Source organism: Clostridium disporicum (assembly GCF_001405015.1).
GTDB lineage: Bacteria > Bacillota > Clostridia > Clostridiales > Clostridiaceae > Clostridium > Clostridium disporicum_B.
The window spans coordinates 27,886-50,984 of sequence record NZ_CYZX01000018.1 but is presented as its reverse complement, the minus strand read 5'-3'; the positions used below and the strand labels follow the sequence as shown (position 1 = coordinate 50,984).

At 33.7% G+C, this 23,099-nt stretch carries 40 protein-coding genes; all 40 read right to left on the bottom strand.

Going from position 1 to position 23,099, the window contains the following annotated elements; genetic code table 11:
• Positions 1-138: 138 nt before the first annotated feature.
• Positions 139-1,752, bottom strand: a complete 1,614-nt coding sequence (locus ARA56_RS12245; RefSeq protein WP_055267076.1) for a Na/Pi cotransporter family protein — start codon at positions 1,750-1,752, stop codon at positions 139-141.
• A gap of 287 nt (positions 1,753-2,039) precedes the next feature.
• Complete coding sequence (rpsI, locus tag ARA56_RS12240) at positions 2,040-2,432, bottom strand: 30S ribosomal protein S9 (protein ID WP_032117054.1); 393 nt, start codon at positions 2,430-2,432, stop codon at positions 2,040-2,042.
• A gap of 26 nt (positions 2,433-2,458) precedes the next feature.
• On the bottom strand, positions 2,459-2,893 hold the full coding sequence (gene rplM, locus ARA56_RS12235) for a 50S ribosomal protein L13 (protein WP_055267075.1): 435 nt from the start codon (positions 2,891-2,893) through the stop codon (positions 2,459-2,461).
• 158 nt (positions 2,894-3,051) lie between these two features.
• Entirely contained in the window at positions 3,052-3,786 is a 735-nt protein-coding gene (truA, locus tag ARA56_RS12230; protein ID WP_055267073.1) for a tRNA pseudouridine(38-40) synthase TruA, read from the bottom strand.
• Between the two features lie 23 nt (positions 3,787-3,809).
• The gene (locus tag ARA56_RS12225; protein ID WP_055267071.1) at positions 3,810-4,607 is read right to left on the bottom strand and encodes an energy-coupling factor transporter transmembrane component T family protein; all 798 of its coding nucleotides are present in this window, start codon (positions 4,605-4,607) and stop codon (positions 3,810-3,812) included.
• A 2-nt stretch (positions 4,608-4,609) separates the two neighbouring features.
• The gene (locus tag ARA56_RS12220; RefSeq protein WP_055267069.1) at positions 4,610-5,488 is read right to left on the bottom strand and encodes an energy-coupling factor transporter ATPase; all 879 of its coding nucleotides are present in this window, start codon (positions 5,486-5,488) and stop codon (positions 4,610-4,612) included.
• The gene (locus ARA56_RS12215) at positions 5,473-6,306 is read right to left on the bottom strand and encodes an energy-coupling factor transporter ATPase (RefSeq protein ID WP_055267113.1); all 834 of its coding nucleotides are present in this window, start codon (positions 6,304-6,306) and stop codon (positions 5,473-5,475) included. Before ARA56_RS12215 ends, ARA56_RS12220 begins: the two co-directional genes overlap by 16 nt.
• A gap of 197 nt (positions 6,307-6,503) precedes the next feature.
• Complete coding sequence (gene rplQ, locus ARA56_RS12210; RefSeq protein ID WP_032117049.1) at positions 6,504-6,845, bottom strand: 50S ribosomal protein L17; 342 nt, start codon at positions 6,843-6,845, stop codon at positions 6,504-6,506.
• A 20-nt stretch (positions 6,846-6,865) separates the two neighbouring features.
• On the bottom strand, positions 6,866-7,813 hold the full coding sequence (locus ARA56_RS12205) for a DNA-directed RNA polymerase subunit alpha (RefSeq protein WP_055267067.1): 948 nt from the start codon (positions 7,811-7,813) through the stop codon (positions 6,866-6,868).
• A gap of 102 nt (positions 7,814-7,915) precedes the next feature.
• A complete protein-coding gene (gene rpsD, locus ARA56_RS12200) occupies positions 7,916-8,536 on the bottom strand; it encodes a 30S ribosomal protein S4 (protein WP_055267064.1) in 621 nt (206 codons plus the stop codon).
• A gap of 32 nt (positions 8,537-8,568) precedes the next feature.
• Positions 8,569-8,964, bottom strand: a complete 396-nt coding sequence (gene rpsK / locus ARA56_RS12195; protein ID WP_055267062.1) for a 30S ribosomal protein S11 — start codon at positions 8,962-8,964, stop codon at positions 8,569-8,571.
• A gap of 15 nt (positions 8,965-8,979) precedes the next feature.
• Positions 8,980-9,345 (bottom strand): 30S ribosomal protein S13, encoded by a 366-nt coding sequence (rpsM, locus tag ARA56_RS12190; RefSeq protein WP_055267060.1) that lies wholly within the window; start codon positions 9,343-9,345, stop codon positions 8,980-8,982.
• A 207-nt stretch (positions 9,346-9,552) separates the two neighbouring features.
• The gene (rpmJ, locus tag ARA56_RS12185) at positions 9,553-9,666 is read right to left on the bottom strand and encodes a 50S ribosomal protein L36 (RefSeq protein WP_016205879.1); all 114 of its coding nucleotides are present in this window, start codon (positions 9,664-9,666) and stop codon (positions 9,553-9,555) included.
• A gap of 47 nt (positions 9,667-9,713) precedes the next feature.
• The gene (infA, locus tag ARA56_RS12180) at positions 9,714-9,932 is read right to left on the bottom strand and encodes a translation initiation factor IF-1 (RefSeq protein ID WP_005212092.1); all 219 of its coding nucleotides are present in this window, start codon (positions 9,930-9,932) and stop codon (positions 9,714-9,716) included.
• Positions 9,933-9,939: 7 nt separating this feature from the next.
• Positions 9,940-10,251 carry a KOW domain-containing RNA-binding protein gene (locus ARA56_RS12175; RefSeq protein ID WP_055267058.1) on the bottom strand — a complete coding sequence of 104 codons (312 nt, stop codon included), beginning with the start codon at positions 10,249-10,251 and terminating at the stop codon, positions 9,940-9,942.
• Positions 10,252-10,302: 51 nt separating this feature from the next.
• A complete protein-coding gene (gene map, locus ARA56_RS12170; protein ID WP_055267056.1) occupies positions 10,303-11,052 on the bottom strand; it encodes a type I methionyl aminopeptidase in 750 nt (249 codons plus the stop codon).
• On the bottom strand, positions 11,052-11,702 hold the full coding sequence (locus tag ARA56_RS12165) for an adenylate kinase (RefSeq protein WP_055267054.1): 651 nt from the start codon (positions 11,700-11,702) through the stop codon (positions 11,052-11,054). The genes map and ARA56_RS12165 overlap by 1 nt, the downstream gene beginning before the upstream one ends.
• A gap of 22 nt (positions 11,703-11,724) precedes the next feature.
• Positions 11,725-13,002 (bottom strand): preprotein translocase subunit SecY, encoded by a 1,278-nt coding sequence (gene secY / locus ARA56_RS12160; RefSeq protein ID WP_055267052.1) that lies wholly within the window; start codon positions 13,000-13,002, stop codon positions 11,725-11,727.
• Between the two features lies 1 nt (position 13,003).
• Positions 13,004-13,444 carry a 50S ribosomal protein L15 gene (gene rplO / locus ARA56_RS12155; protein ID WP_055267050.1) on the bottom strand — a complete coding sequence of 147 codons (441 nt, stop codon included), beginning with the start codon at positions 13,442-13,444 and terminating at the stop codon, positions 13,004-13,006.
• A gap of 22 nt (positions 13,445-13,466) precedes the next feature.
• A complete protein-coding gene (rpmD, locus tag ARA56_RS12150; RefSeq protein WP_005212077.1) occupies positions 13,467-13,646 on the bottom strand; it encodes a 50S ribosomal protein L30 in 180 nt (59 codons plus the stop codon).
• Positions 13,647-13,658: 12 nt separating this feature from the next.
• Entirely contained in the window at positions 13,659-14,156 is a 498-nt protein-coding gene (gene rpsE / locus ARA56_RS12145; protein WP_032117040.1) for a 30S ribosomal protein S5, read from the bottom strand.
• A 20-nt stretch (positions 14,157-14,176) separates the two neighbouring features.
• Positions 14,177-14,539 (bottom strand): 50S ribosomal protein L18, encoded by a 363-nt coding sequence (gene rplR, locus ARA56_RS12140; protein ID WP_032117039.1) that lies wholly within the window; start codon positions 14,537-14,539, stop codon positions 14,177-14,179.
• A gap of 18 nt (positions 14,540-14,557) precedes the next feature.
• Positions 14,558-15,100 (bottom strand): 50S ribosomal protein L6, encoded by a 543-nt coding sequence (rplF, locus tag ARA56_RS12135; protein WP_055267048.1) that lies wholly within the window; start codon positions 15,098-15,100, stop codon positions 14,558-14,560.
• Positions 15,101-15,170: 70 nt separating this feature from the next.
• Complete coding sequence (rpsH, locus tag ARA56_RS12130) at positions 15,171-15,569, bottom strand: 30S ribosomal protein S8 (RefSeq protein ID WP_055267047.1); 399 nt, start codon at positions 15,567-15,569, stop codon at positions 15,171-15,173.
• Positions 15,570-15,598: 29 nt separating this feature from the next.
• Positions 15,599-15,784, bottom strand: coding sequence for a type Z 30S ribosomal protein S14 (locus tag ARA56_RS12125; protein ID WP_032117036.1), 186 nt, complete (start codon positions 15,782-15,784; stop codon positions 15,599-15,601).
• A gap of 12 nt (positions 15,785-15,796) precedes the next feature.
• Positions 15,797-16,342 (bottom strand): 50S ribosomal protein L5, encoded by a 546-nt coding sequence (gene rplE, locus ARA56_RS12120; RefSeq protein ID WP_055267044.1) that lies wholly within the window; start codon positions 16,340-16,342, stop codon positions 15,797-15,799.
• A gap of 22 nt (positions 16,343-16,364) precedes the next feature.
• Entirely contained in the window at positions 16,365-16,679 is a 315-nt protein-coding gene (gene rplX / locus ARA56_RS12115; protein WP_055267043.1) for a 50S ribosomal protein L24, read from the bottom strand.
• A 16-nt stretch (positions 16,680-16,695) separates the two neighbouring features.
• Positions 16,696-17,064, bottom strand: a complete 369-nt coding sequence (rplN, locus tag ARA56_RS12110; protein WP_021876949.1) for a 50S ribosomal protein L14 — start codon at positions 17,062-17,064, stop codon at positions 16,696-16,698.
• A 31-nt stretch (positions 17,065-17,095) separates the two neighbouring features.
• Positions 17,096-17,350: a 30S ribosomal protein S17 gene (gene rpsQ, locus ARA56_RS12105; protein WP_055267042.1), complete on the bottom strand. Its 255-nt coding sequence runs from the start codon at positions 17,348-17,350 to the stop codon at positions 17,096-17,098.
• A gap of 22 nt (positions 17,351-17,372) precedes the next feature.
• Positions 17,373-17,585, bottom strand: coding sequence for a 50S ribosomal protein L29 (gene rpmC / locus ARA56_RS12100; RefSeq protein WP_032117032.1), 213 nt, complete (start codon positions 17,583-17,585; stop codon positions 17,373-17,375).
• Positions 17,585-18,019: a 50S ribosomal protein L16 gene (gene rplP / locus ARA56_RS12095; RefSeq protein ID WP_040419026.1), complete on the bottom strand. Its 435-nt coding sequence runs from the start codon at positions 18,017-18,019 to the stop codon at positions 17,585-17,587. The genes rpmC and rplP overlap by 1 nt, the downstream gene beginning before the upstream one ends.
• A gap of 17 nt (positions 18,020-18,036) precedes the next feature.
• Entirely contained in the window at positions 18,037-18,705 is a 669-nt protein-coding gene (gene rpsC, locus ARA56_RS12090; RefSeq protein ID WP_055267040.1) for a 30S ribosomal protein S3, read from the bottom strand.
• A 21-nt stretch (positions 18,706-18,726) separates the two neighbouring features.
• On the bottom strand, positions 18,727-19,062 hold the full coding sequence (rplV, locus tag ARA56_RS12085; protein WP_055267038.1) for a 50S ribosomal protein L22: 336 nt from the start codon (positions 19,060-19,062) through the stop codon (positions 18,727-18,729).
• Positions 19,063-19,083: 21 nt separating this feature from the next.
• Positions 19,084-19,368, bottom strand: coding sequence for a 30S ribosomal protein S19 (gene rpsS, locus ARA56_RS12080; protein WP_032117028.1), 285 nt, complete (start codon positions 19,366-19,368; stop codon positions 19,084-19,086).
• Positions 19,369-19,434: 66 nt separating this feature from the next.
• Positions 19,435-20,268 carry a 50S ribosomal protein L2 gene (gene rplB, locus ARA56_RS12075; protein WP_055267036.1) on the bottom strand — a complete coding sequence of 278 codons (834 nt, stop codon included), beginning with the start codon at positions 20,266-20,268 and terminating at the stop codon, positions 19,435-19,437.
• Between the two features lie 61 nt (positions 20,269-20,329).
• Positions 20,330-20,626: a 50S ribosomal protein L23 gene (gene rplW, locus ARA56_RS12070; RefSeq protein WP_032117026.1), complete on the bottom strand. Its 297-nt coding sequence runs from the start codon at positions 20,624-20,626 to the stop codon at positions 20,330-20,332.
• Positions 20,626-21,246, bottom strand: a complete 621-nt coding sequence (gene rplD, locus ARA56_RS12065; protein ID WP_055267034.1) for a 50S ribosomal protein L4 — start codon at positions 21,244-21,246, stop codon at positions 20,626-20,628. Before rplD ends, rplW begins: the two co-directional genes overlap by 1 nt.
• A gap of 23 nt (positions 21,247-21,269) precedes the next feature.
• Positions 21,270-21,899, bottom strand: a complete 630-nt coding sequence (gene rplC / locus ARA56_RS12060) for a 50S ribosomal protein L3 (protein WP_055267033.1) — start codon at positions 21,897-21,899, stop codon at positions 21,270-21,272.
• Positions 21,900-21,973: 74 nt separating this feature from the next.
• Entirely contained in the window at positions 21,974-22,282 is a 309-nt protein-coding gene (gene rpsJ / locus ARA56_RS12055; protein ID WP_032117023.1) for a 30S ribosomal protein S10, read from the bottom strand.
• A 562-nt stretch (positions 22,283-22,844) separates the two neighbouring features.
• On the bottom strand, positions 22,845-23,099 hold a 255-nt coding region (locus tag ARA56_RS16970), incomplete at its 5' end, for an EF-Tu C-terminal domain-related protein (protein ID WP_479723137.1).

Sequence of the window (23,099 nt, the reverse complement as noted above, 5' to 3'; positions counted from 1 at the left end):
CCAATATACATATCTGATATTAGTATTCTTTAATGTATCACTCTTTATACCATTCTACATTTATTAAAATTTTTAAAGTACCTGAATAAAAAAAAGATGTTATAAGCTTTAATCCTACAACATCTTTTTTTTAAATTATTAATTATTTTCTATAACACTTTCGGCTATATTAGTTGAATGGTCCCCTATTCTTTCAAGGTTACTTAATAAATCCAGGTAAACTGCACCTGCATAAGCGTTACAAGTTCCATCATATAATCTCTTTATGTGTAAATCTCTGAATTTTCTTTGCTTTTTATCTATTTGAGCTTCTACTTCCATAACAGTTTTAGCTTTTTCAACATCTCTATTTTCATAACTTTCAATAGATATATCTACAGCCTGTAACGTCGATTCATAAATAGACTTTAACTCTTCTAAAGCTTCAGCACTATACTCTAATTTTTTATTTATCTTTTGAATTGTTAAATCTGCAAGGTTTTCTGCATGATCTCCAATTCTCTCTATATCATTAACTATATGGAATGTAGCTGCAACTATATTCTTTTCTTTATCTGATAATTCACACTTAGACAACTTAACTAAATAAGTAGTGATACATTCTTCAAGAATATTTATTACATTTTCATTTTCATAAACTTTTTGAGCTAATTTTTCATCGTTATTATTGAATGCACTCATAGCTAACTCTAAACTCTTTTTAGATTTATTAGCCATTCTAATAGTTTCCTTAATAACTTGTCCCGCTGCAATTACTGGTGTTTCTAATAATCTATCATCAATATACTTAACTCCAGCCTTTTCGTCATCATCATCACCAGGTATTAATCTAGTAACTATCTTAATTAAGACAGGTATCAATGGTACCATTATTACTGTATTAACTATATTAAATATAGTATGTGAGTTTGCTATTTGTCTACTTACATCTGAAGTAAATCCTGCAACAAAGTTTCCTAATAAATGACTTGCTATAAATGGTAAGAATATTACTGTACCAACTATATTAAATATTAAATGTAATAAGGCTGCTCTATGTGCAGTTTTATTAGTTCCAACTGTAGCTATCATTGCTGTTACACAAGTACCTATATTACATCCCATTATAATTGGTAATGCTTGATTTATATCTAATGCTCCAGCTGTTGCTAATGCAACTAAAATACCTGTAGTTGCTGAAGAACTTTGTAATATTGCAGTTATTACTGCCCCTGCAAGAACTCCTAAGAATAAGTTTCCTCCAACTGTTGATAATATTTGTTGGAATACTATTGAGTCTGTTAAAGGCTTCATTGCTGAGCTCATTGATCCCATTCCAGTGAATAAAATACCAAATCCTAAAATAATATTACCAATTTCTCTTTTTCTCTTTACCTTTACAAACATAACTATCATAGCACCAATAAAAACAAATATTGGAGCTATTGTGCTTAATTTAAAAGCTACAAGTTGAGCCGTTATTGTTGTACCAATATTAGCTCCCATTATGATTCCTGCTGCTTGTGCAAGATTCATAAGACCTGCATTAACAAATCCTACTACCATTACTGTGGTAGCACTACTACTTTGAATGACTGCAGTTACTATTGCACCAACTGTAACCGCTATAATTGGATTCTTAGTTACTTTTTCAAGTATCTTTTTTAAGCCTTCTCCTGCAGCATTTTCAAGACCATCTCCCATTAACTTCATACCATAGATAAATAGTCCTAAACCGCCTAATAATTTGATTATAACCATTAAAGTATCCAAAATAATAATCTCCTTTTCTCCATATAAATGAAACTCCTTCCCCCATAAGAACATGTGCAAGTTTCACTTACAAAATATAAAATTTTGATTCTCACTTATTACAAATTTATATTACAGAGTAAGTTTACAATACTTCTTAACAATTGTTAAGCGTTGTATCTGTTTTTTAACATAGATTTAATATAACTAAATTTATCTTAGCTAAAAATAAATAATTACCTGGAACAAATTAATGAATATATTGACATAAAAAAAAGAGAGGTAAAAACCTCTCTTGGAACACCAAACTATCTCTTAGAGAATTGTGGAGCTCTTCTAGCCTTTTTAAGACCGTATTTCTTTCTTTCCTTCATTCTTGGGTCTCTTGTTACGAAACCAGCTTTCTTTAATTCAGATTTTAAGTTTTCATCTGATTTTATTAAAGCTCTAGTTATTCCGTGTCTGATAGCTCCAGCTTGACCTGTGAATCCACCACCGTGAACATTAACTAAAACGTCGAACTTTTCCTTAGTTCCTGTTAAAACTAATGGTTGGTTAACGATCATTCTTAAAGTTTCTAAACCGAAGTATGTTTCGATATCTCTTTTATTGATAACTACATTACCATTTCCTGGTACAAGTCTTACTCTTGCAACTGATTTCTTTCTTCTTCCAGTACCCATGTATTGAACTTTTGCCATTTTTTATTCCTCCTCCCGAGATTGTATTAGTACTTTAATTCAAGTACTTCTGGTTTTTGAGCTTCGTGATTGTGCTCAGCACCTCTATATACTTTTAATTTTCCAAGCATTTTTCTTCCTAATACTCCTGATGGAAGCATTCTTCTAACAGCTTCTTCCATAGCAAATTCTGGCTTCTTAGCTAAAACTTCTCTGTATGGAGTTTCCTTTAATCCACCAACGTATCCGCTGTATTTTCTCATCATTTTTTGATCTAACTTCTTACCAGTTAAAACAACTTGCTCAGCATTGATTACTATTACGTGATCTCCGCAGTCAACGTTTGGTGTGAATGTTGGCTTGTTCTTTCCTCTTAAGATAGAAGCAACTTGAGAAGCAACTCTTCCTAGTGGCTTTCCAGCAGCGTCAACAACATACCATTTTCTTTCAACTTCTTGTGGTTTTGCAATGTATGATTTCATGTTTTTCCCTCCCTGAACTTACATTTAAAGTAATTTTTTATAATTACCGATTTATGTTAAGATCCTGGGCTAGCGGATCTTACCTACATAAATATTCTAACAAACAAAACTTATTATAATACACGGTTTCGGGTGTGTCAACAAATTTTTAAATTTTTTTAATAATAAACTTCTTTAAGAAATAATCCTTTTGCAGGTACACAGAATCCTGCTAATTTCCTATCTTTTTTTAATATAATTTCTTTGATATCTTCCGATTTAGTTTTTCCACGGCCTACTTCAATAAGTGTTCCAACTATTATTCTAACCATATTATATAAAAAACCATCACCTGTAACAGAAATTTTTATTATTTCATCTTTTTCTTCTACTTTTAAATCGAAAATAGTTCTTACAGTTCCTTTTACTGAGCTTCCTTGACTTCTAAACGCAATGAAGTCATGAGTTCCTATAAAGTATTTTGCAGCTTCTTTCATAGCCTCTACGTTTAAATCATACTTAGGATGATATGAATAGTTTCTAAGTAGGGCTGAAGGAGCCTCAGTATTTAAAAGATTATATTCATAAGTCTTTCCTTTTGCGTTATATCTCGCATGAAATTCGTCATTTACAGCTTCTGATTTAATTATAACTATATCATCAGGTAGTTTAGTATTTAACGCTTCTCTAAACCTGTTTGGAGGCACAGAACTATTAGTCTTAAAGTTAGCTACAAAACCTTTTGCATGAACTCCTGCGTCTGTTCTAGATGATCCTATAACTTCACTATTCTCCTTAGTAATAGAAGCAATAGCCTGTTCTATTGCTTCTTGTATACTTATTTTATCTTTTTGTCTTTGCCATCCATAATAATTTGTTCCATCATATTCTATTGTTAGCTTTATATTATTCACATTATCACCTTATTGATTTAATATTACATAGCAAATCTTATTGCAAAACTTGCTATAACTAAAAGTGAGAAAACACCAAAGGCTATAAAGTCTCTTGATGAGAACTTTAATACCTTCATTCTAGTTCTTCCCGCTCCCCCTCTATAGCATCTTGCCTCCATTGCCATTGCTAACTCATCAGCTCTTCTAAATGAGCTAATAAATAGTGGTACAAGTAATGGAATTAAACTCTTCGCCTTTTGAATTATACCACCTGTTTCAAAATCTGCTCCTCTTGCCTTTTGAGCTTTCATAATCTTATCAGTCTCATCTATTAATGTAGGTATAAATCTTAAAGCTATTGTCATCATCATAGCTAATTCATGTGCTATTTCTTTACCTATAGGTCTTAATAGTCTTTCTATACCATCTGTAAGCTCTATAGGTGATGTAGTTAGTGTTAATACTGAAGTACCCATTATTAATAATACTAACCTTACAGCCATGAATACAGCTGTTCTTATTCCCTCTTCATATATCTTAATAAAACCAAATTCAAATAATAAAGCTCCGCCTCTTAACATAAATATGTTTAATACTGCAGTTAAAATTATTAAGAAAAATACTGGTTTTAAACCTTTATATAAATATCTAGGGGGTATTTGTGAAATGTATACCACCAATGCTAAAAAAGCAACAACAAACGCATACCCTACAAATTTATCAATTACAAATAAGCAAACTATAAATAATATTGATAATAATATCTTAGTTCTAGGGTCTAGATTATGAACAAATGAATCGCCAGGCAAATATTGTCCTATAGTTATATCCTTAATCATAATTACTTTTCTCCCATATTAATTTTTTTATCATTCAGAAGAACTCTTAATAATTCCTTTTTACACTGTTCAACTGTAAATATCTCATCAGAAACATTAAATCCTCTTCTTCTTAATTCTCTCATTAAATAAGTAACCTGCGGTGCTCCTAATCCAATCTCCTCTAATGTATCAATTTCCTTAAATACATCTTTAGGTTCTCCTTGTAACGCTACTTTTCCATGATTCATAACTATTATTCTTTTAGCAAGCTTACCTACATCCTCCATACTATGACTAACTAAAATAATAGTCATTTTATACTCTTCATGAAGCTTTTTAATCTGAGATAAAATATCTTCTCTACCTTTTGGGTCTAATCCTGCTGTAGGTTCATCTAAAATTAAAACTTTTGGTTCCATTGCTATAACACCTGCAATAGCAACTCTTCTTTTTTGTCCTCCACTTAACTCAAATGGAGATACATCTTTATATTTTTCATAATCAAGGCCAACCATTTCCATAGCTCTTTTAACTCTAATTAATATCTCATCTTGCTCTAATCCTAAGTTAGTAGGTCCAAAAGCTATATCCTTTTCAATAGTTTCCTCAAATAATTGATACTCTGGATATTGAAATACCAATCCTACTTTTTTTCTTATATCTGATAATTTAACACCTTTTTCAGTTATATCGATATCATCAATTATTATCTTCCCTGAACTTGGTTCTAATAATCCATTTAGATGTTGAATCAATGTTGATTTTCCAGAACCAGTATGTCCTATTAATGCTATAAATTCTCCATCTTCTATATATAAATTAACATCATCTAATGCTTTTTTTTCAAAAGGAGTTTTTGGCATATAGATATGTGTTAAATTCTCTATTTTAATTGACATAACGCACTCACCATCTCATTCACATTTAAAATTTTAGTATCTATATCTATACCAGCTTTTTGTAGCTCATAGCATAACTCTGTAACCTGTGGTACATCTAATCCTATATCTTTCATTTTCTTAACTTGTGAAAAGACATCTCTAGGTATTCCTTCTAAAATAACTTTACCACCATCCATAACTATAACTCTATCAGCTTCTGCAGCTTCATCCATATAGTGAGTTATTAATACAACAGTTATTCCATATTTCTTGTTTACCTCTTTTATATTACGTAAAACCTCTTTGCGTCCTGATGGGTCTAACATAGCCGTAGGCTCATCAAATATTATACATTTAGGCTTCATTGCTAAAATACCTGCAATAGCAATTCTTTGCTTTTGTCCACCTGATAATAAATGTGGAGCATGTTTCTTATATTCAAGCATACCTACTTTTTCTAGAGCTTCATCAACTCTTTGTCTAATTTCCTCAGGAGGTACTCCTAAATTCTCTGGTCCAAAAGCTACATCTTCTTCAACTATAGTAGCGACTAATTGATTATCTGGATTTTGAAAAACCATGCCTGCTGCTGCTCTTATTTCCCATAAATTATTATCCTCTGAAGTATTTAATCCATTTACAACTACAGTTCCTTCACTTGGTAATAATAAAGCATTCATATGCTTTGCTATCGTTGATTTTCCTGATCCATTATGTCCTAATATAACTAGAAATTCCCCTTTTTCTACTTCAAGATTTACACCATTGATAGCATATTTTGGAGCTTTATCTTCAAAATTATCATATTTAAAAACTAAGTTCTTACACTCAATCATTTTTGTCAATTCAATCCCTCCCTTAGAAAGTAATAATAAATATCATATAAAAACTTTATATTTTTTCCATAAATTAATTATATATCATGTTAAATTATTTACAAGTGTATATACTTTAAGTAAAAAGTTAAAATTTTTATATAATATCTAATTATATACAAAATGGGGATTAAGTATTAACTTAATCCCCTAATATATTATACTAATTCAAGTATAACAACTTCAGCTCCGTCCCCTCTTCTAGGGCCTTTTTTAATCATTCTAGTATATCCACCATTTCTGTCAGCATACTTTGGAGCGATTTCTTCAAATAAAGTTTTAACTACTTCTTCTTCTAAAACGTAAGATAAAACTTGTCTTCTAGCGTGAAGATCTCCTCTCTTAGCAAGAGTGATCATTTTTTCAGCTATACTTCTAGCTTCTTTAGCTCTTGTTTCAGTAGTCTCTATTTTACCATGCTTTAAAAAGCTTGTAACAAGACTTCTTAACATAGCTCTTCTTTGGTCTGTAGAAAGACCTAACTTACGATAACCTGCCATGGAATTTACCTCCTTACTTACTACTCGTCGCTTAGTTTTAAGCTTAAGCCTAATTCCTTAAGCTTTCTTTCAACTTCTTCTAAGGATTTCTTTCCTAGATTTCTAACTTTCATCATGTCGTCCATTGATTTGTTAGCTAATTCTTGAACAGTGTTGATACCAGCTCTCTTTAAACAGTTATATGATCTAACTGAAAGATCTAGTTCTTCAACTGTCATTTCTAGGACTTTTTCCTTTTTGTCTTCTTCTTTTTCTATCATAATTTCAACGTCGTTAGTAGCTACTCCTAAAGACATGAATAACTTAAAGTGCTCAATTAAAATCTTAGCTGATAAACTTATAGCTTCATCAATCTTAATAGTTCCATTAGTCCAGATTTCTAAAGTTAACTTATCGTAGTCAGTAATTTGACCAACTCTTGTATTTTCTACAGTGAAGTTAACTCTTTTTACTGGAGTGTATATAGAATCAACAGCTATTGCTGATAAAGGAAGTTCATCACTCTTATTTTTATTTTGAGTAACGTATCCTCTACCTCTGTTAACAGTTAACTCCATATATAACTTTCCGTTATCGTCTAAAGTTGCAATATGTAGGTCTTTGTTTACAACCTCAACGTCTCCATCTGTTTTTATATCTGCACCTGTTACTACTCCAGGTCCTTGAGCATCTATGTAGATAGTCTTTGGACCTTCACCTTCCATTGTTAATGCTAAAGATTTAATGTTTAAGATTAACTCAGTAACATCTTCTTTAACACCTTGTACAGTTGAGAATTCATGTAATACTCCGTCAATTTTAACTGATGTAGTAGCCACACCTGGAAGTGATGATAAAAGTATTCTTCTCATAGCATTTCCAAGTGTTATACCGTAACCTCTTTCAAGTGGTTCTACTACATACTTACCGTAAGTACCATCTTCATTCGATTCTATACACTCGATTATTGGCTTTTCTATTTCTAACATGTACAAACCCTCCTTATATTTAAAATGGCAACCTTATTACGAGGGCAACTGATTCCATACTTAAATCTAAGATATATTCGTTTTAAAACAAATATTAATTTATTATTTGCTGTATAACTCAACGATTAGAGTTTCGTTAACTGGTACGTCAATGTCTTCTCTAGCTGGTTCAGCAACTACTTTACCTTCATAGTTTTCAACGTTAGCTTCTAACCATTTTGGTAATGTCTTTGGATTTTCAACAAATGTCTTGAACTTTTCAGTTCCTCTGCTCTTTTCGCAAACAGCAATTACGTCATTTACTGAAACTCTGTATGAAGGGATATCTACCTTCTTACCATTTACTAAGAAATGTCCATGAGTAACTAATTGTCTAGCTTCGTTTCTTGAAGCACCATATCCTAATCTGTAAACAACGTTATCTAATCTCATTTCTAGTAACTTAAGTAAGTTTTCACCTGTGATACCTTTCATGTGATCAGCCTTTTCATAATATGTTCTGAATTGGCTTTCTAAAACTCCGTATATTCTTCTAGCTTTTTGCTTTTCTCTTAATTGTACTCCGTAGTTTGACATCTTCTTCTTAGCTGCGCCATGTTGTCCTGGTGCATAGCTTCTTCTTACGAAAGCACATTTATCTGTATAACATCTATCTCCCTTAAGGAATAGCTTTTGACCTTCTCTTCTACATAATCTACATGTAGCTCCAGTATATCTTGCCATTCGTTACACCTCCTGTTGAATTTATATAATAACTAGACTCTTCTTCTTTTTGGTGGTCTACATCCGTTGTGTGGAATTGGAGTAACATCTTTAATTAAAGTTACTTCTAATCCAGCAGCTTGTAATGATCTTATAGCTGCTTCTCTACCTGAACCTGGTCCCTTTACGTATACTTCTATACTCTTTAAACCGTGTTCCATAGCTGCTTTAGCTGCAGTTTCTGCTGCCATTTGTGCTGCGAAAGGAGTGCTCTTTCTTGATCCTCTGAATCCTAATGCACCAGCACTTGACCATGATAAAGCATTTCCAGCTGCATCAGTTAAAGTAACTATTGAGTTATTGAAAGTAGATTGAATGTGTGCAGCACCGTGCTCAACATTCTTTCTTTCTTTTCTTCTTCTAGTCTTCTTGACTTGTTTAGCTGCCATGTGTTTCCCTCCTTATTACTTCTTCTTGTTTGCGATAGTCTTCTTAGGACCTTTTCTAGTTCTAGCATTAGTCTTAGTTTTTTGTCCTCTAACTGGAAGACCTTTTCTATGTCTAATCCCTCTATAACAACCGATTTCTACTAATCTCTTAATGTTTAAAGCAACATCTCTTCTTAAGTCACCTTCAACTAATAAGTCTTTAATGTAGTTTCTGATTTCATTTACTTCATCTTCAGTAAGATCCTTAACTCTAGTGTCTGGATTGATTCCAGTAGTAGCTAAAATCTTTTGTGAAGTTGATAAACCTATTCCATATATATATGTTAGACCTATCTCAACTCTTTTTTCTCTTGGTAGGTCAACACCTGCTATTCTTGCCATTAATTTACACCTCCTGATAATTGAAATGCATTTATATTTGCTTGTTTTATTTATAATAAATTTTTAGGTCAATAGGAAAATTCCTATTGTCAGCCGTACCTAAAAACTATTTTCATCTAATTTAACGCCTATATAATAATATTGAAATTTCAGTAAAAAGTCAATATATTAATATTTGTAAATACATATGTCTAATACTTAATTATATTAGCCTTGTTTTTGCTTGTGCTTTGGATTTTCACAGATAACCATTACTTTTCCTTTTCTTCTTATAATCTTGCACTTTTCGCAAATAGGCTTAACTGATGGTCTTACTTTCATCGCTAACCCTCCTTGTTATTTATGGTAAACCAATTAATTGGTTTAATTTATTTAGCTCTCCAAGTAATTCTTCCTCTTGTTAGGTCATATGGAGAAAGTTCTATAGTAACCTTATCTCCAGGTAGAATTCTTATGAAGTTCATTCTTAACTTTCCTGAGATATGAGCTAGAATCTTATGACCACTCTCTAACTCAACTTGGAACATTGCATTAGGTAAAGCTTCTAAAACTACACCTTGCATTTCTATTACATCATCTTTTGACATAAGGTAATCAACCCTCCTTAACAATGCCTTTTTCTTTTAGAAATTTTTTAATCTTTAAATCAGCACCTCTATGTTGAGATATAATTGATGCTTTAATCTCATCATTTACATCTTCTAAAACAATAAAATGTTTTAGTTTTTTCTTCTTCGGCATCTGAATAGTTTTAGTCCTTCCGTTACTAAGAAGGTAATAATCATCATTTAATTTTTTAACAATAACATAATAATGATCCTTATCTCTTCCACATGTTGAAAGAACAACTTTTCCAATTAAGTCATTGTTTTGCAAATTTTTCACCTCGATGATTACCTTAGTCATAAATCTACAAGCCACCTTTTGGTATCATGCGAATTTATAACTAAGCAACACTTATTTAATTAGTGTCAATATTTCCGGCCCATCTGGTAAAATTACAACAGTGTTTTCGTAGTGAGCTGATAAGCTCTTATCTGCAGTAACAACTGTCCAGTCATCACCTGCGGTTTTCACTCTATATGTTCCCATGTTAACCATAGGCTCTATAGCTAGTGCCATACCAGCAACTAACTTGGGACCACGGCCAGGTCTACCAAAGTTAGGAACTTCAGGATCTTCATGAACTGTCTTTCCTATTCCATGACCTACGAAATCTCTTACAACTGAAAAACCATTAGCCTCTATATGATTCTGTATATTATGAGAAATATCAGATAGTCTGTTTCCAACGATAGCAGCTTCAACTCCCTTGAAGAATGATTCTTCAGTTACAGTTATAAGCCTTCTTGCTTCTTCAGAAATTTCACCAACAGCAAAAGTTCTTGCTGCATCACCATGGAAGCCATTTATTTCTGCTCCACAGTCAACGCTGATAATATCTCCTTCTTTTAATACATAACCTCCTGGTATTCCATGAACTACTTGCTCATTAACTGATATACATAGTGAAGCAGGAAATCCATAGAGCCCTTTAAATGAAGGTTTTGCCCCATGCTTAGTTATAAATTCTTCTGCTATTCTATCCAGTTCAGCAGTAGTTACTCCTGGTTTAACCTCTTTTTCAACAAGTAATAAAGTTTCAGCAACGATTTTTCCTGCCTGTCTCATTAGGTCAATTTCTTTTTCAGTCTTAATAATTATCATTAATTAACACTTCCTAATATGCTACAGATACTTTCAAAAACTTCGTTTATAGCTTTAGTTCCATCTACTGTTGATAATAAGTTTTTATTATTATAAAAATCAATCAGTGGTTGTGTTTGTCTTTCGTAGACCTCTAGTCTTTCACTAACTGTCTCTTCAGTATCATCTTTTCTTTGTACTATATCACTTCCGCAAACGTCGCACACACCATCTTTAGTAGGTGGATTGAATTTTACATGATAACTAGCTCCACATGATGGACATACTCTTCTTCCTGTCATTCTTTCAAGAATGAAACTGCTAGGTACTTCTATTGAAAGAGCTGTATCTAACTTTTCATTTCTATCTGCTAAAAATCCTTCTAGGGCTTCAGCTTGAGCAACAGTTCTTGGAAAACCATCTAATAGATATCCATTTTTACAGTCTTCCCAAGTAAGTCTATCCTTAACCATATTAATAGTTACTTCATCTGGAACTAACTGACCTTTATCCATGTAACTCTTTGCTTCTATTCCTAGAGGGGTTCCTTCAGAAATATTCTTTCTAAAGATATCCCCAGTAGAAATATGTGGTATAGAATATCTATTACTAATTGATTTTGCCTGTGTTCCTTTTCCAGCCCCAGGAGGACCTAATAATACTATCTTCACGGGCATCATCTCCATTATTAATCTATTTTAAGAATCCTTGATAGTGTCTCATTACTAATTGTGAATCAAGTTGTCTAGAAAAATCTAATCCAACTCCGATTAAAATTAATACAGATGTTCCACCGAATTGAATTCCTTTGAATGCTGTATAATTATTAACTATTGTTGGTAATACTGCTAAAACCGCTGCAAATACTCCTCCGATTAAAGATACTTTAGTAAGTAACTTTTCAAAATACTTCTCTGTTGGAGCTCCTGGTCTAACACCTGGAATAAATCCTGCAGATTTATGAAGATTTTCAGCCATTTCATCTGGTTTAAAAGTGATTTGAGTATAGAACCAAGTAAAGAATATAGTGAACGCAGCATAGAATACTGGGTACATCCATGTTTCTTTATTGAATATACTATATGGACTATGTAAAATCCATGTTGACCAACTCTTACCAGGGAAGAAATTAGCTATTGTCTCAGGGAACATCATTACTGACATTGCAAAGATTATAGCAATAACCGCTGATCCTATTATACTTAGTGGAATATGTGTAGATTGACCTTTCATAACCTTGCTTCCAACAGCTTTACCAGCATATTGAACAGGCACTCTTCTCTCTGCTAATGAGAAGAAAATACTTATTGCTAGTAGTGCAACTACAGCTACTAAGAATATGGTAATTTCTACTATTCCTACTTGACCAGCTTCCTTTAATGTAAATAATGACATTAAAGTCATTGGTAATTGAGATACGATATTGACAAATATTAATATTGATACCCCGTTACCGAATCCTCTTTGAGTTATTTGGTCTCCAAGCCACATACAGAATGTAGAACCAACTACTAAAGAAATTAATACTACTGCTTTTTCAGCTGTATTTAATCCTGTAGCAGCTCCTTGAGAAGATATCATAGTGAATATTCCCATTGCTAAAACGAATCCTATTCCTATTGATAAGTATCTTGTAATACTTTGTATCTTCTTTCTACCTTCTTCACCTTCTTTAGAAAGTTGTTCTAATGAAGGAATTGCAATTGTTAGTAATTGCACTATGATTGAAGCATTAATATATGGAGAAACTGCTAAAGCAAATATGCTAAAGTTTTTTAAAGCTCCTCCTGATATTAAGTTATAAAAACTTAATAATCCTCCAGATTCAGTTACTTGTGTCAAATATGATGTGTCAATCCCAGGAACAGGAATATGTATCCCTATCCTGAAAATTGCTACTAAAAATATCGTCCATAAAAATTTCTTTCTTAATTCGGGAACCTTCCAGGCATTACGTAGGGTTGATAGCATATTAAATCACCTCAACTTTTCCTCCGGCTGCTTCGATTTTCTCTGCCGCTTGTTTAGAGAATTTGCATCCCTTAACAGTTAAGCTTTTTTCTATAGTTCCGTTACCTAATATCTTAACTCCGTCTAGAACCTTAGATATTACTCTAGTTTCTAATAATAATTCAGGAGTTACTTCTGTACCATTTTCAAATATGTTTAATCTATCAACGTTGATAGAAACGTACTTTTTAGCGAAGATATTTGTGAATCCTCTCTTAGGAAGTCTTCTGTATAAAGGCATTTGACCACCTTCAAAACCAGGTCTTACTCCACCACCTGATCTAGCGTTTTGTCCTTTTTCACCTTTACCAGCGTTTCTTCCTAAACCTGAACCAGTACCTCTACCAACTCTTTTAGGAGCTTTTCTGCTTCCAGCTGCTGGTTTTAATTCATGAAGTTTCATATCTTAGTGCACCTCCTCGTTCTTATACTTCTTCTACTTTTAATAAGTAGTCAACTTTGTTGATCATACCTCTGATTTGAGGAGTATCCTCATGCTCTACAGTCTTGTTGATTTTTCTTAGACCAAGGGCATTTGCAGTAGCGATATGGTCTTTCTTTCTTCCGATTAAGCTCTTAACTAAAGTAACCTTTATCTTTGCCATTGCTTATACCTCCTAACCTAAAATTTCCTCAACAGTTTTGCCTCTTAACTTAGCTATATCTTCAGCTGTTCTTAAGCTTGCTAAACCATTGATTGTAGCATTTACCATGTTTCTTGGATTGTTTGAACCTAAAGACTTAGCTCTAACGTCCTTTAATCCTGCTAATTCAAGGACAGCTCTTGCTGGACCTCCAGCGATAACTCCTGTACCTTCTTTAGCTGGCATTATTAGAACTTTACCAGTTCCAAATTTACCATATATTTCATGAGGAACTGTTGTTCCAACTATAGCAACGCTAACCATGTTTTTCTTAGCGTCTTCGATACCTTTTTTAATTGCTTCTGGGATTTCGATTGACTTACCCATTCCTACGCCTACGTGTCCGTTTTCGTCACCAACAACAACTAAAGCGCTGAATCTGAAGTTTCTACCACCCTTAACAACCTTAGTAACTCTGTTTATAAAAACAACCTTTTCCTTAAGGTCTAGTGTGCTAGGATCGATTCTCATTGATTTCCCTCCTTGTTTTATTAGAATTTTAAGCCTGCTTCTCTAGCGCTATCTGCTAATACTTGAACTCTTCCGTGATATACGTATCCACCTCTGTCAAATACAACTTCAGTTATACCCTTATCTACAGCTCTCTTAGCGATTAATTCACCAACAAGCTTTGCAGCTTCTTTGTTTCCACCAACTTTTAAGTTTAAATCCTTATCTAAAGTTGAAGCAGATACTAAAGTAACAGCATTTACATCATCTATTATTTGAGCGTATATATTCTTTTCACTTCTATATACTGAAAGTCTTGGTCTTTCAGGAGTACCAGAAACTTTCTTACGTACTCTAAGGTGACGCTTTACTCTATTTGAATTTTTGTCTACCTTTTTAAACATACGGTCCACTCCTTTCTATTATTTCTTACCAGTCTTACCTTCTTTACGTCTGATAACTTCACCTTCAAACTTAATACCTTTACCCTTATATGGTTCTGGTTTTCTCCATTTTCTTATATCAGCTGCAACAGCTCCAACTACTTGCTTATCTATACCTGATATAACAACTTTAGTAGCTGATGGAGTTTCGAAAGTTATCCCTTCAACTGCTTTTATTTCAACTGGATGTGAGAATCCTAAGTTCATTACTAAGTTTTTACCTTGTAATTGAGCTCTGTAACCAACACCAACTAATTCTAGAGTTTTTTGGAATCCCTTTTCAACTCCTATAATCATGTTGTTGATTAATGCTCTAGTTAATCCATGAAGAGCTCTGTGCTCTTTTACATCGCTAGGTCTAGTTACAACAACTTGGTTGTCTTCAACTGCAATATTAATGTCTTTAGCCATAGTTTTAACTAATTCACCTTTTGGTCCTTTAACAGTAACTACGTTACCTTCAGCAACAGTTACAGTTACACCAGTAGGGATAGCTATTGGTAATCTACCTACTCTTGACATAATCGCACCTCCTATTTTACTTGTTAGATATATATGTTAATCTAGTTAATTTCTCTTTTTAGTTTAGAAACTACCAAACGTAGCAAAGAACTTCTCCGCCTAATCCCATTTTTCTAGCTTCTCTATCAACTACTATTCCTTTTGAAGTTGATATAACAGCAACTCCTAGTCCGTTAAGAACTCTTGGAACTTCGTCTTTCTTACAGTAAACTCTTAAACCTGGTTTAGATATTCTCTTTATACCAGTTATAACTCTTTCTTTGTTTGAGCCATATTTAAGAGCTATTCTCATCATTGGAACTACACCATCATTATATTCTTCAATATTTTTGATGTATCCCTCTTGTAATAATATATTTGCAACAGCCTTCTTTACATTTGAAGAAGGTACTTCTACAACTTCGTGTCTCACAGAATTTGCATTTCTAATACGAGTTAGTAAATCTGCGATAGGATCTGTCATAACCATTTAATTTGCCTCCTTTCACTGGTTCAAGTCTACCAACTTGCTTTTCTACATCCTGGGATTTCACCCTTGTAAGCAAGTTCTCTAAAGCATATACGACAAATACCAAATTTTCTTAGTACTGCATGTGGTCTTCCACATATTCTGCATCTTGTATAAGCTCTTGTAGTGTATTTAGGTGTTTTGCTCCACTTTTCAATAATAGCTTTACGTGCCACAGTTTTCCCTCCTTATTTTTGAGCGAATGGCATTCCAAGGAATCTTAATAATTCTCTTGCTTCTTCGTCAGTTTTTGCACTAGTAACGAAGATTATATCCATTCCTCTAACTTTATCGATTTTATCGTATTCTATTTCTGGGAATATTAATTGCTCTTTAATTCCTAATGAATAGTTTCCTCTTCCATCGAAAGCCTTATCTGAAACTCCTCTGAAGTCTCTAACTCTTGGAAGGGCTATTGACACTAGTTTGTCAGCAAATTCAAACATTTTAGTTCCTCTTAATGTTACTTTGCATCCTAATGCCATGTTTTCTCTTATCTTAAAGTTTGCAACTGATTTCTTCGCTCTAGTTAAGATTGGCTTTTGACCAGTGATTAAAGTTAAATCTGCAACAGCTGATTCTAAAACCTTTTGGTTATCTTTAGCCTCTCCAACTCCCATGTTTATAACTATTTTTTCAAGCTTTGGAACTTCCATAATATTTTTATATCCGAACTTTTCAATCATCGCTTGAACTACTTCATTTTTGTACTTTTCTTGAAGTCTTGGTGTCATTATAAGTACCTCCTTTCAAATTCTAGAATGTTTCTCCGCACTTCTTACAAGTTCTAACCTTAGTACCATCTTCTAAGATTTTGTTGCTAATTCTTGTAGCATTTTTGCATTTTGTGCAGTATAACATAACTTTTGAGCTGAATATAGCTCCCTCTTTTTCTATTATACCACCTTGAGCGTTTGCTCTTGTTGGCTTTTGGTGTTTCTTTACTATGTTAACTCCTTGAACAAGAACCTTTCCTGTCTTTGGATATACTTTTAAAACTTCACCAGTCTTTCCAGCATCTTTACCAGAAATAACTACTACTGTGTCGTTCTTTCTAACGTGTAACTTCAAATTAGCCACCTCCTTATTATAGAACTTCTGGTGCTAATGATAATATTTTATTGAATTCTTTATCTCTTAGCTCCCTAGCAACAGGCCCGAATATACGAGTTCCTCTTGGTTGCTTGTCGTCTTTTATTATAACTGCTGCGTTTTCATCAAATTTGATGTATGAACCGTCAGCTCTTCTTAATCCTCTTACTGATCTAACTATAACAGCTTTTACAACGTCACCTTTTTTAACAACTCCGCCTGGTGTTGCACTTTTAACGCTAGCAACTATTATATCTCCAATGTTACCGAACTTTCTTTTTGATCCGCCTAAAACTCTGATACACATGATTTCTTTTGCACCTGAGTTATCTGCTACCTTTAGTAAGGTTTGTTGTTGTATCATTGAATTTTACCCTCCTTTCAGTCTTTAAAGCTTATTTAGCTCTTTCAACTATTTCAACAAGTCTCCATCTCTTATCTTTAGATAATGGTCTAGTTTCCATTATTAATACTCTATCATTAATTTTTGCTTCATTATTTTCATCATGAGCTTTAAATTTAGTAGTTCTGTTTACTGTTTTCCCGTAAAGTGGATGTCTTACTTTAGTTTCAACAGCAACAACGATAGTTTTTTCCATTTTATCAGAAACAACTCTACCGATTCTCTTTTTTCTTAATCCTCTTTCCATTAGGGGCTACCTCCTTCCAGATTTACTGTTCAAATGCCCTGATCTCTTCTTCTCTTATGATGGTTTTGATTTGGGCTATAGATTTTTTCACTTCTTTTATTCTCATAGGATTTTCTAATTGACCTGTAGCTAATTGGAATCTTAAATTGAATAATTCAGCTTTAAGGTCGTTTAATTTAACCTTTAAATCTTGAGGATTATTTGCTCTTAATTCTTTTAACTCTCTAGCCTTCATTATTCTTCACCACCCATTTCCTCAAAATCTCTTCTTGTAACGAACTTACACTTTACAGGAAGTTTGTGTGATGCAAGTCTCATTGCTTCTCTTGCAACTTCTTCGTTAACTCCTGATAATTCAAATAATACTCTACCAGGTTTAACTACAGCTACCCAGTATTCTGGTGAACCTTTACCAGAACCCATTCTTGTTTCAGCTGGTTTTTCAGTAACTGGCTTATCTGGGAATACTTTTATCCAAAGTTTTCCACCTCTTCTAATGTATCTATTTATAGCAATTCTGGCAGATTCAATTTGATTGCTTGTAATCCAACCACAAGTTTGCGCTTGTATACCGAAATCTCCGTATGCAAGGAAATTACCTCTAGTTGCCTTACCTTTCATTCTACCACGTTGTACCTTACGATGCTTTACTCTTTTAGGCATTAACATGACTTATTCCTCCTTTCTTATGCGTTAACTTCTTCCTTCTTTTCAACTTTTTTAGTTGGAAGAACTTCTCCATTATAAACCCAAACTTTAACTCCGATTTTTCCGTATGTTGTATCTGCTTCAGCAAATCCATAATCGATATCAGCTCTTAATGTTTGTAGTGGAATTGTTCCTTCATGATATTGTTCAGTTCTAGCGATTTCAGCTCCGCCTAATCTTCCTGAACAAGCAGTTTTAACACCCTTAGCTCCTAATTTCATAGCTCTTTGGATGCTTTGCTTCATAGCTCTTCTGAAAGATACTCTCTTTTCTAATTGAGCAGCTATATTTTCAGCTACTAATTGAGCATTAGCTTCTGCATTCTTAACTTCAACGATGTTGATTAAGATGTTCTTTCCGTTTACTAATTTTGCAACCTTAGCTTTTAAAGCTTCGATTCCTGCTCCACCTTTACCGATAACAACACCTGGTTTAGCAGTATATATATTTAACTTAACTCTCTTAGCAGCTCTTTCGATTTCTATCTTAGAGATACCAGCTGAGAAAAGTTCCTTCTTTACGAATTCTCTTATTTTGTTATCTTCGATTAAGTTGTCTGCAAAAGTCTTCTTGTCAGCGTACCATTTTGCATCCCAACCCTTGATAACTCCTACTCTAAGTCCGTGAGGATGTACTTTTTGACCCACTATTGTTTCCCTCCTTCTTTATTAAGCTCTTTCTTTAACTACTACTGTAATATGACTTGTTCTCTTGTTGATTCTGAATGCTTTACCGTGATCCATTGGTCTGAATCTCTTTAATGTTGGACCAGCACCTACGAATGTTTCTGCAACATATAAGTTTTCAACGTTTAAGTCATGATTGTTCTCTGCGTTTGCAACAGCTGATTTTAAAACTTTGTTTATAACAACTGCAGCATCCTTTGGAGTATATTGTAATATAGCGAAAGCTTCGTTAACACTCTTTCCTCTTATTAAATCAAGAACAACTCCTACTTTCATTGGAGATATTCTAACGTATTTAGCTATAGCTCTAGCTTCCATTTATGTTCCTCCTTTCTGAGATTACTTTCTCTTTCTTGATGCTTTCTCGTCGTAATCGTGTCCTTTATAAGTTCTAGTAAGAACGAATTCTCCTAACTTATGTCCAACCATATCCTCTGAAACATAAACTGGAACGTGCTTTCTTCCATCGTGAACAGCGATTGTATGACCGATCATTTGTGGGAAAATTGTTGAACTTCTTGACCAAGTCTTAACAACTTTTTTCTCACCATTAGCGTTCATTTCTTCTATTTTCTTTAAAAGTCCTTCGTGTACGAAAGGCCCTTTTTTAATTGATCTACTCACTATTTTTGCCTCCCTTCATAATCTCTAGGCTTAGCAAACCTCGAAGAGAATTAAAATTCTCTTCAATTATTTGCTATTTCTTCTCTTAATTATAAATCTATCAGAATACTTCTTATTCTTTCTAGTCTTGTATCCAAGAGCTGGTTTACCCCAAGGAGTAACTGGACTTGGTCTACCGATTGGTGATCTACCTTCACCACCACCATGAGGGTGATCGCAAGGGTTCATTACAGAACCTCTAACTGTAGGTCTCCATCCCATGTGTCTCTTTCTACCTGCTTTACCAATGTTGATGATATCGTTAGTAGTGTTAGAAACTGTTCCGATTGTAGCTCTACATTCGATTCTTACATATCTCATTTCACCTGATGGTAATCTTAATGTAGCGTAATCGCCTTCCTTAGCCATTAATTGAGCTGAAGTACCAGCTGATCTTACCATTTGACCACCTTTACCAGCCTGTAATTCGATGTTGTGAATTACTGTACCAACTGGCATGTGCTTTAATTGTAAACAGTTACCTGGTTTGATATCTGCTTCTGGTCCAGATACTACTGTATCTCCAACCTTTAATCCTACTGGAGCAAGTATGTATCTCTTTTCTCCATCAGCATATACAACTAACGCAATGTAAGCTGTTCTGTTTGGATCGTATTCTATAGTAGCAACTCTTGCTGGAATACCATCCTTGTTTCTCTTGAAATCTATTATTCTGTATTTTCTCTTAGCTCCACCACCGTGGTGTCTTACAGTTATTTTACCTTGAGCATTTCTACCACCAGTTTTCTTTAAAGAAACAAGAAGTGATTTCTCTGGGCTATTTGTAGTTATTTCTTCAAAAGTAGCCATAGTCATTTCTCTTCTTGATGGTGTAGTAGGTCTAAACTTTTTAACTGCCATGCTAATTCCCTCCTTCTTTAAGCTTCTCTGGCTTTGTCGCCAATACTACGCTTTTTTAAAATTATTGCATTCCTTCAAAGAATTCAATAGCTTTGCTGTCTTGAGCTAAAGTAACGATAGCTTTCTTTTGGTCAGCTCTCTTACCAACATGTACGCCCATTCTCTTAGTTTTTCCCATAGTTCTGATTGTTTGAACTTTTTCAACTTTAACGCCGAAAATTTCTTCACAAGCTCTTTTTATTTGAACTTTGTTAGCATTCATGTGAACTATGAAAGTGTACTTCTTTTCTGCCATAGCAGTCATAGATTTTTCAGTTATAACAGGCTTTCTTATTATATCGTGGCTTGTTAACTTCATTATGCGTACACCTCCTCAATCTTTGTTACGGCATCCTTAGTTACCATTACTGTTGGATACTTTAATAAATCATAAACATTGATGTTGTTAACAGGTAATACTGCTACCCCCTCAATATTTCTAGCAGATTTATAAACATTTTCGTTAGATTCAGCAGTGATGATTAATGTCTTCTTAGCTTCGAAAGCTTTTAACATTTCAACAACTTGCTTTGTCTTTGGTGCTTCGAAATCTAAGCTTTCTAAAACTACCATTTCGTTGTTTTGAACCTTGCTAGTTAATGCTGATACCATAGCAACTCTTTTCATGCTCTTTGGTATTGACATTCTGTAATCTCTTGGCTTTGGTGCGAATACAACTCCACCTTTGATCCATTGTGGTGCTCTGATTGAACCTTGTCTTGCTCTACCAGTTCCCTTTTGTCTCCAAGGCTTGATTCCGCCTCCTCTAACCTCAGCTCTAGTTTTAGCTGATTGAGTTCCTTGTCTCTTGTTAGCTAATAATGCAACAACTACTTGATGCATTGCAGCTTCATTCACTTCTACTGCGAATACTTTATCATTTAATTGGATATCTCCAACTTGCTTTGCTTCTTTGTTAAATAATCCTACTGTAGGCATCCTATTTCCTCCTTTCTACAGAATTAAGCTTTAACTGCGTTTCTTATTACTACTGTGCTCTTATTTGCACCAGGGATACCACCCTTAACTAGTATTAAGTTCTTTTCTGGGATAACTCTAACTACTTCTAAGTTCATTACTGTAGTGTTAACAGCACCCATATGTCCTGGCATTTGCTTGTTCTTGAATGTTTTTGATGGATCTGATGAAGCTCCCATTGAACCTACTGCTCTGTGGAACTTAGAACCGTGTGACATTGGTCCTCTGTTAGCATTCCATCTCTTGATAACACCTTGGAATCCCTTACCTTTAGAAACTCCAGAAACGTCAACTTTTTCACCAGCAGTGAATATGTCAGCCTTTATTTCTTGACCAACTTCGTATTCGTTAGCGTTATCTAATCTAAATTCTTTTAAAGTTCTTCTTAAAGAAACTCCTGCTTTAGCGAAATGACCTTTAACTGGTTTATTCACTAACTTTTCTCTTATTTCACCGAAACCTACTTGTATTGCTTCATAACCATCCTTTTCGATAGTCTTCTTTTGAACAACAACACATGGGCCAGCTTCTACTACAGTTACAGGAACAACTTTTCCATTCTCGTCGAATATTTGAGTCATACCTATTTTCTTACCGATTATAGCTTTTTTCATGTATTTACACCTCCTAAACGTATTAGCGGATTGCTTAGCAATCATAACCGTTCAACTTTTCGTTTAAATATTAATTATAGCTTTATTTCGATATCCACACCAGCTGGTAAGTTTAATCTCATTAAAGCATCAACAGTCTTTGGTGATGGATTAACGATGTCGATTAATCTCTTGTGTGTTCTGATTTCGAATTGTTCTCTTGAATCTTTGTACTTGTGAACAGCTCTTAAGATTGTTATTACATCTTTCTCAGTTGGTAGTGGTACTGGACCTACAACCTTTGCACCTGTAGTCTTTGCTGTTTCAACGATTTTTTCAGCTGATTGATCTAATATTGTGTGATCAAAAGCCTTTAATCTGATTCTTATTTTTTGTTTTGACATTCTGGTTTCCCTCCTTTTCATGTACGCTTTACTTCTAACGCACAACAGCGATAGTTCTGTAAACTGTTCCTGGTGTTTCATATATATGAAACGTAAAACTAATCACTGTCGTTGGATTCTAGATCCTAACTTGCTCCTCAAGAATAACCCGGAAGTCCGACAACCTCTTGATTCATCGCGTCATATTACACAACTTCTTTATTATACTATGTTTACATATCTTTATCAAGACTTTTTTTATTGTTTTTTCATCGTCATTATTGGATTTTAAAGTAAATAATTTCTGTGTTTTTTCTCAATTTGCAATTAATATTCTATAATGATTTTTAATTTTAATCAATAGTTATTTAGATGTAATTTTAGCCTTTTTTAGATTATCTTTTTTAATCTTCCCCTAAACTTCACATGTTAAACATTATCATCCATAAAAATTTTTTTTTTAAATAAAAAAAAGAATAAGGGCGTCCCCTTATTCTTTTCAATTGTCATGACTTTTTTAGCGCTTATATATTTGTAAGAAATTAATCTTTTAATTTTAAAAGTTATACATTTATAATTGAAATTATTCGATTATAGATGTAACAACTCCTGAACCTACAGTTCTTCCACCTTCTCTGATAGCGAATCTTAAACCTTCGTCCATAGCAACTTGAGTTATTAATTCAACGTTCATATCGATGTGGTCTCCAGGCATAACCATTTCCATACCATCTGGTAATTTGATTGATCCTGTAACGTCTGTTGTTCTGAAGTAGAATTGTGGTCTGTATCCATCGAAGAATGGAGTATGTCTTCCACCTTCTTCTTTCTTAAGTAC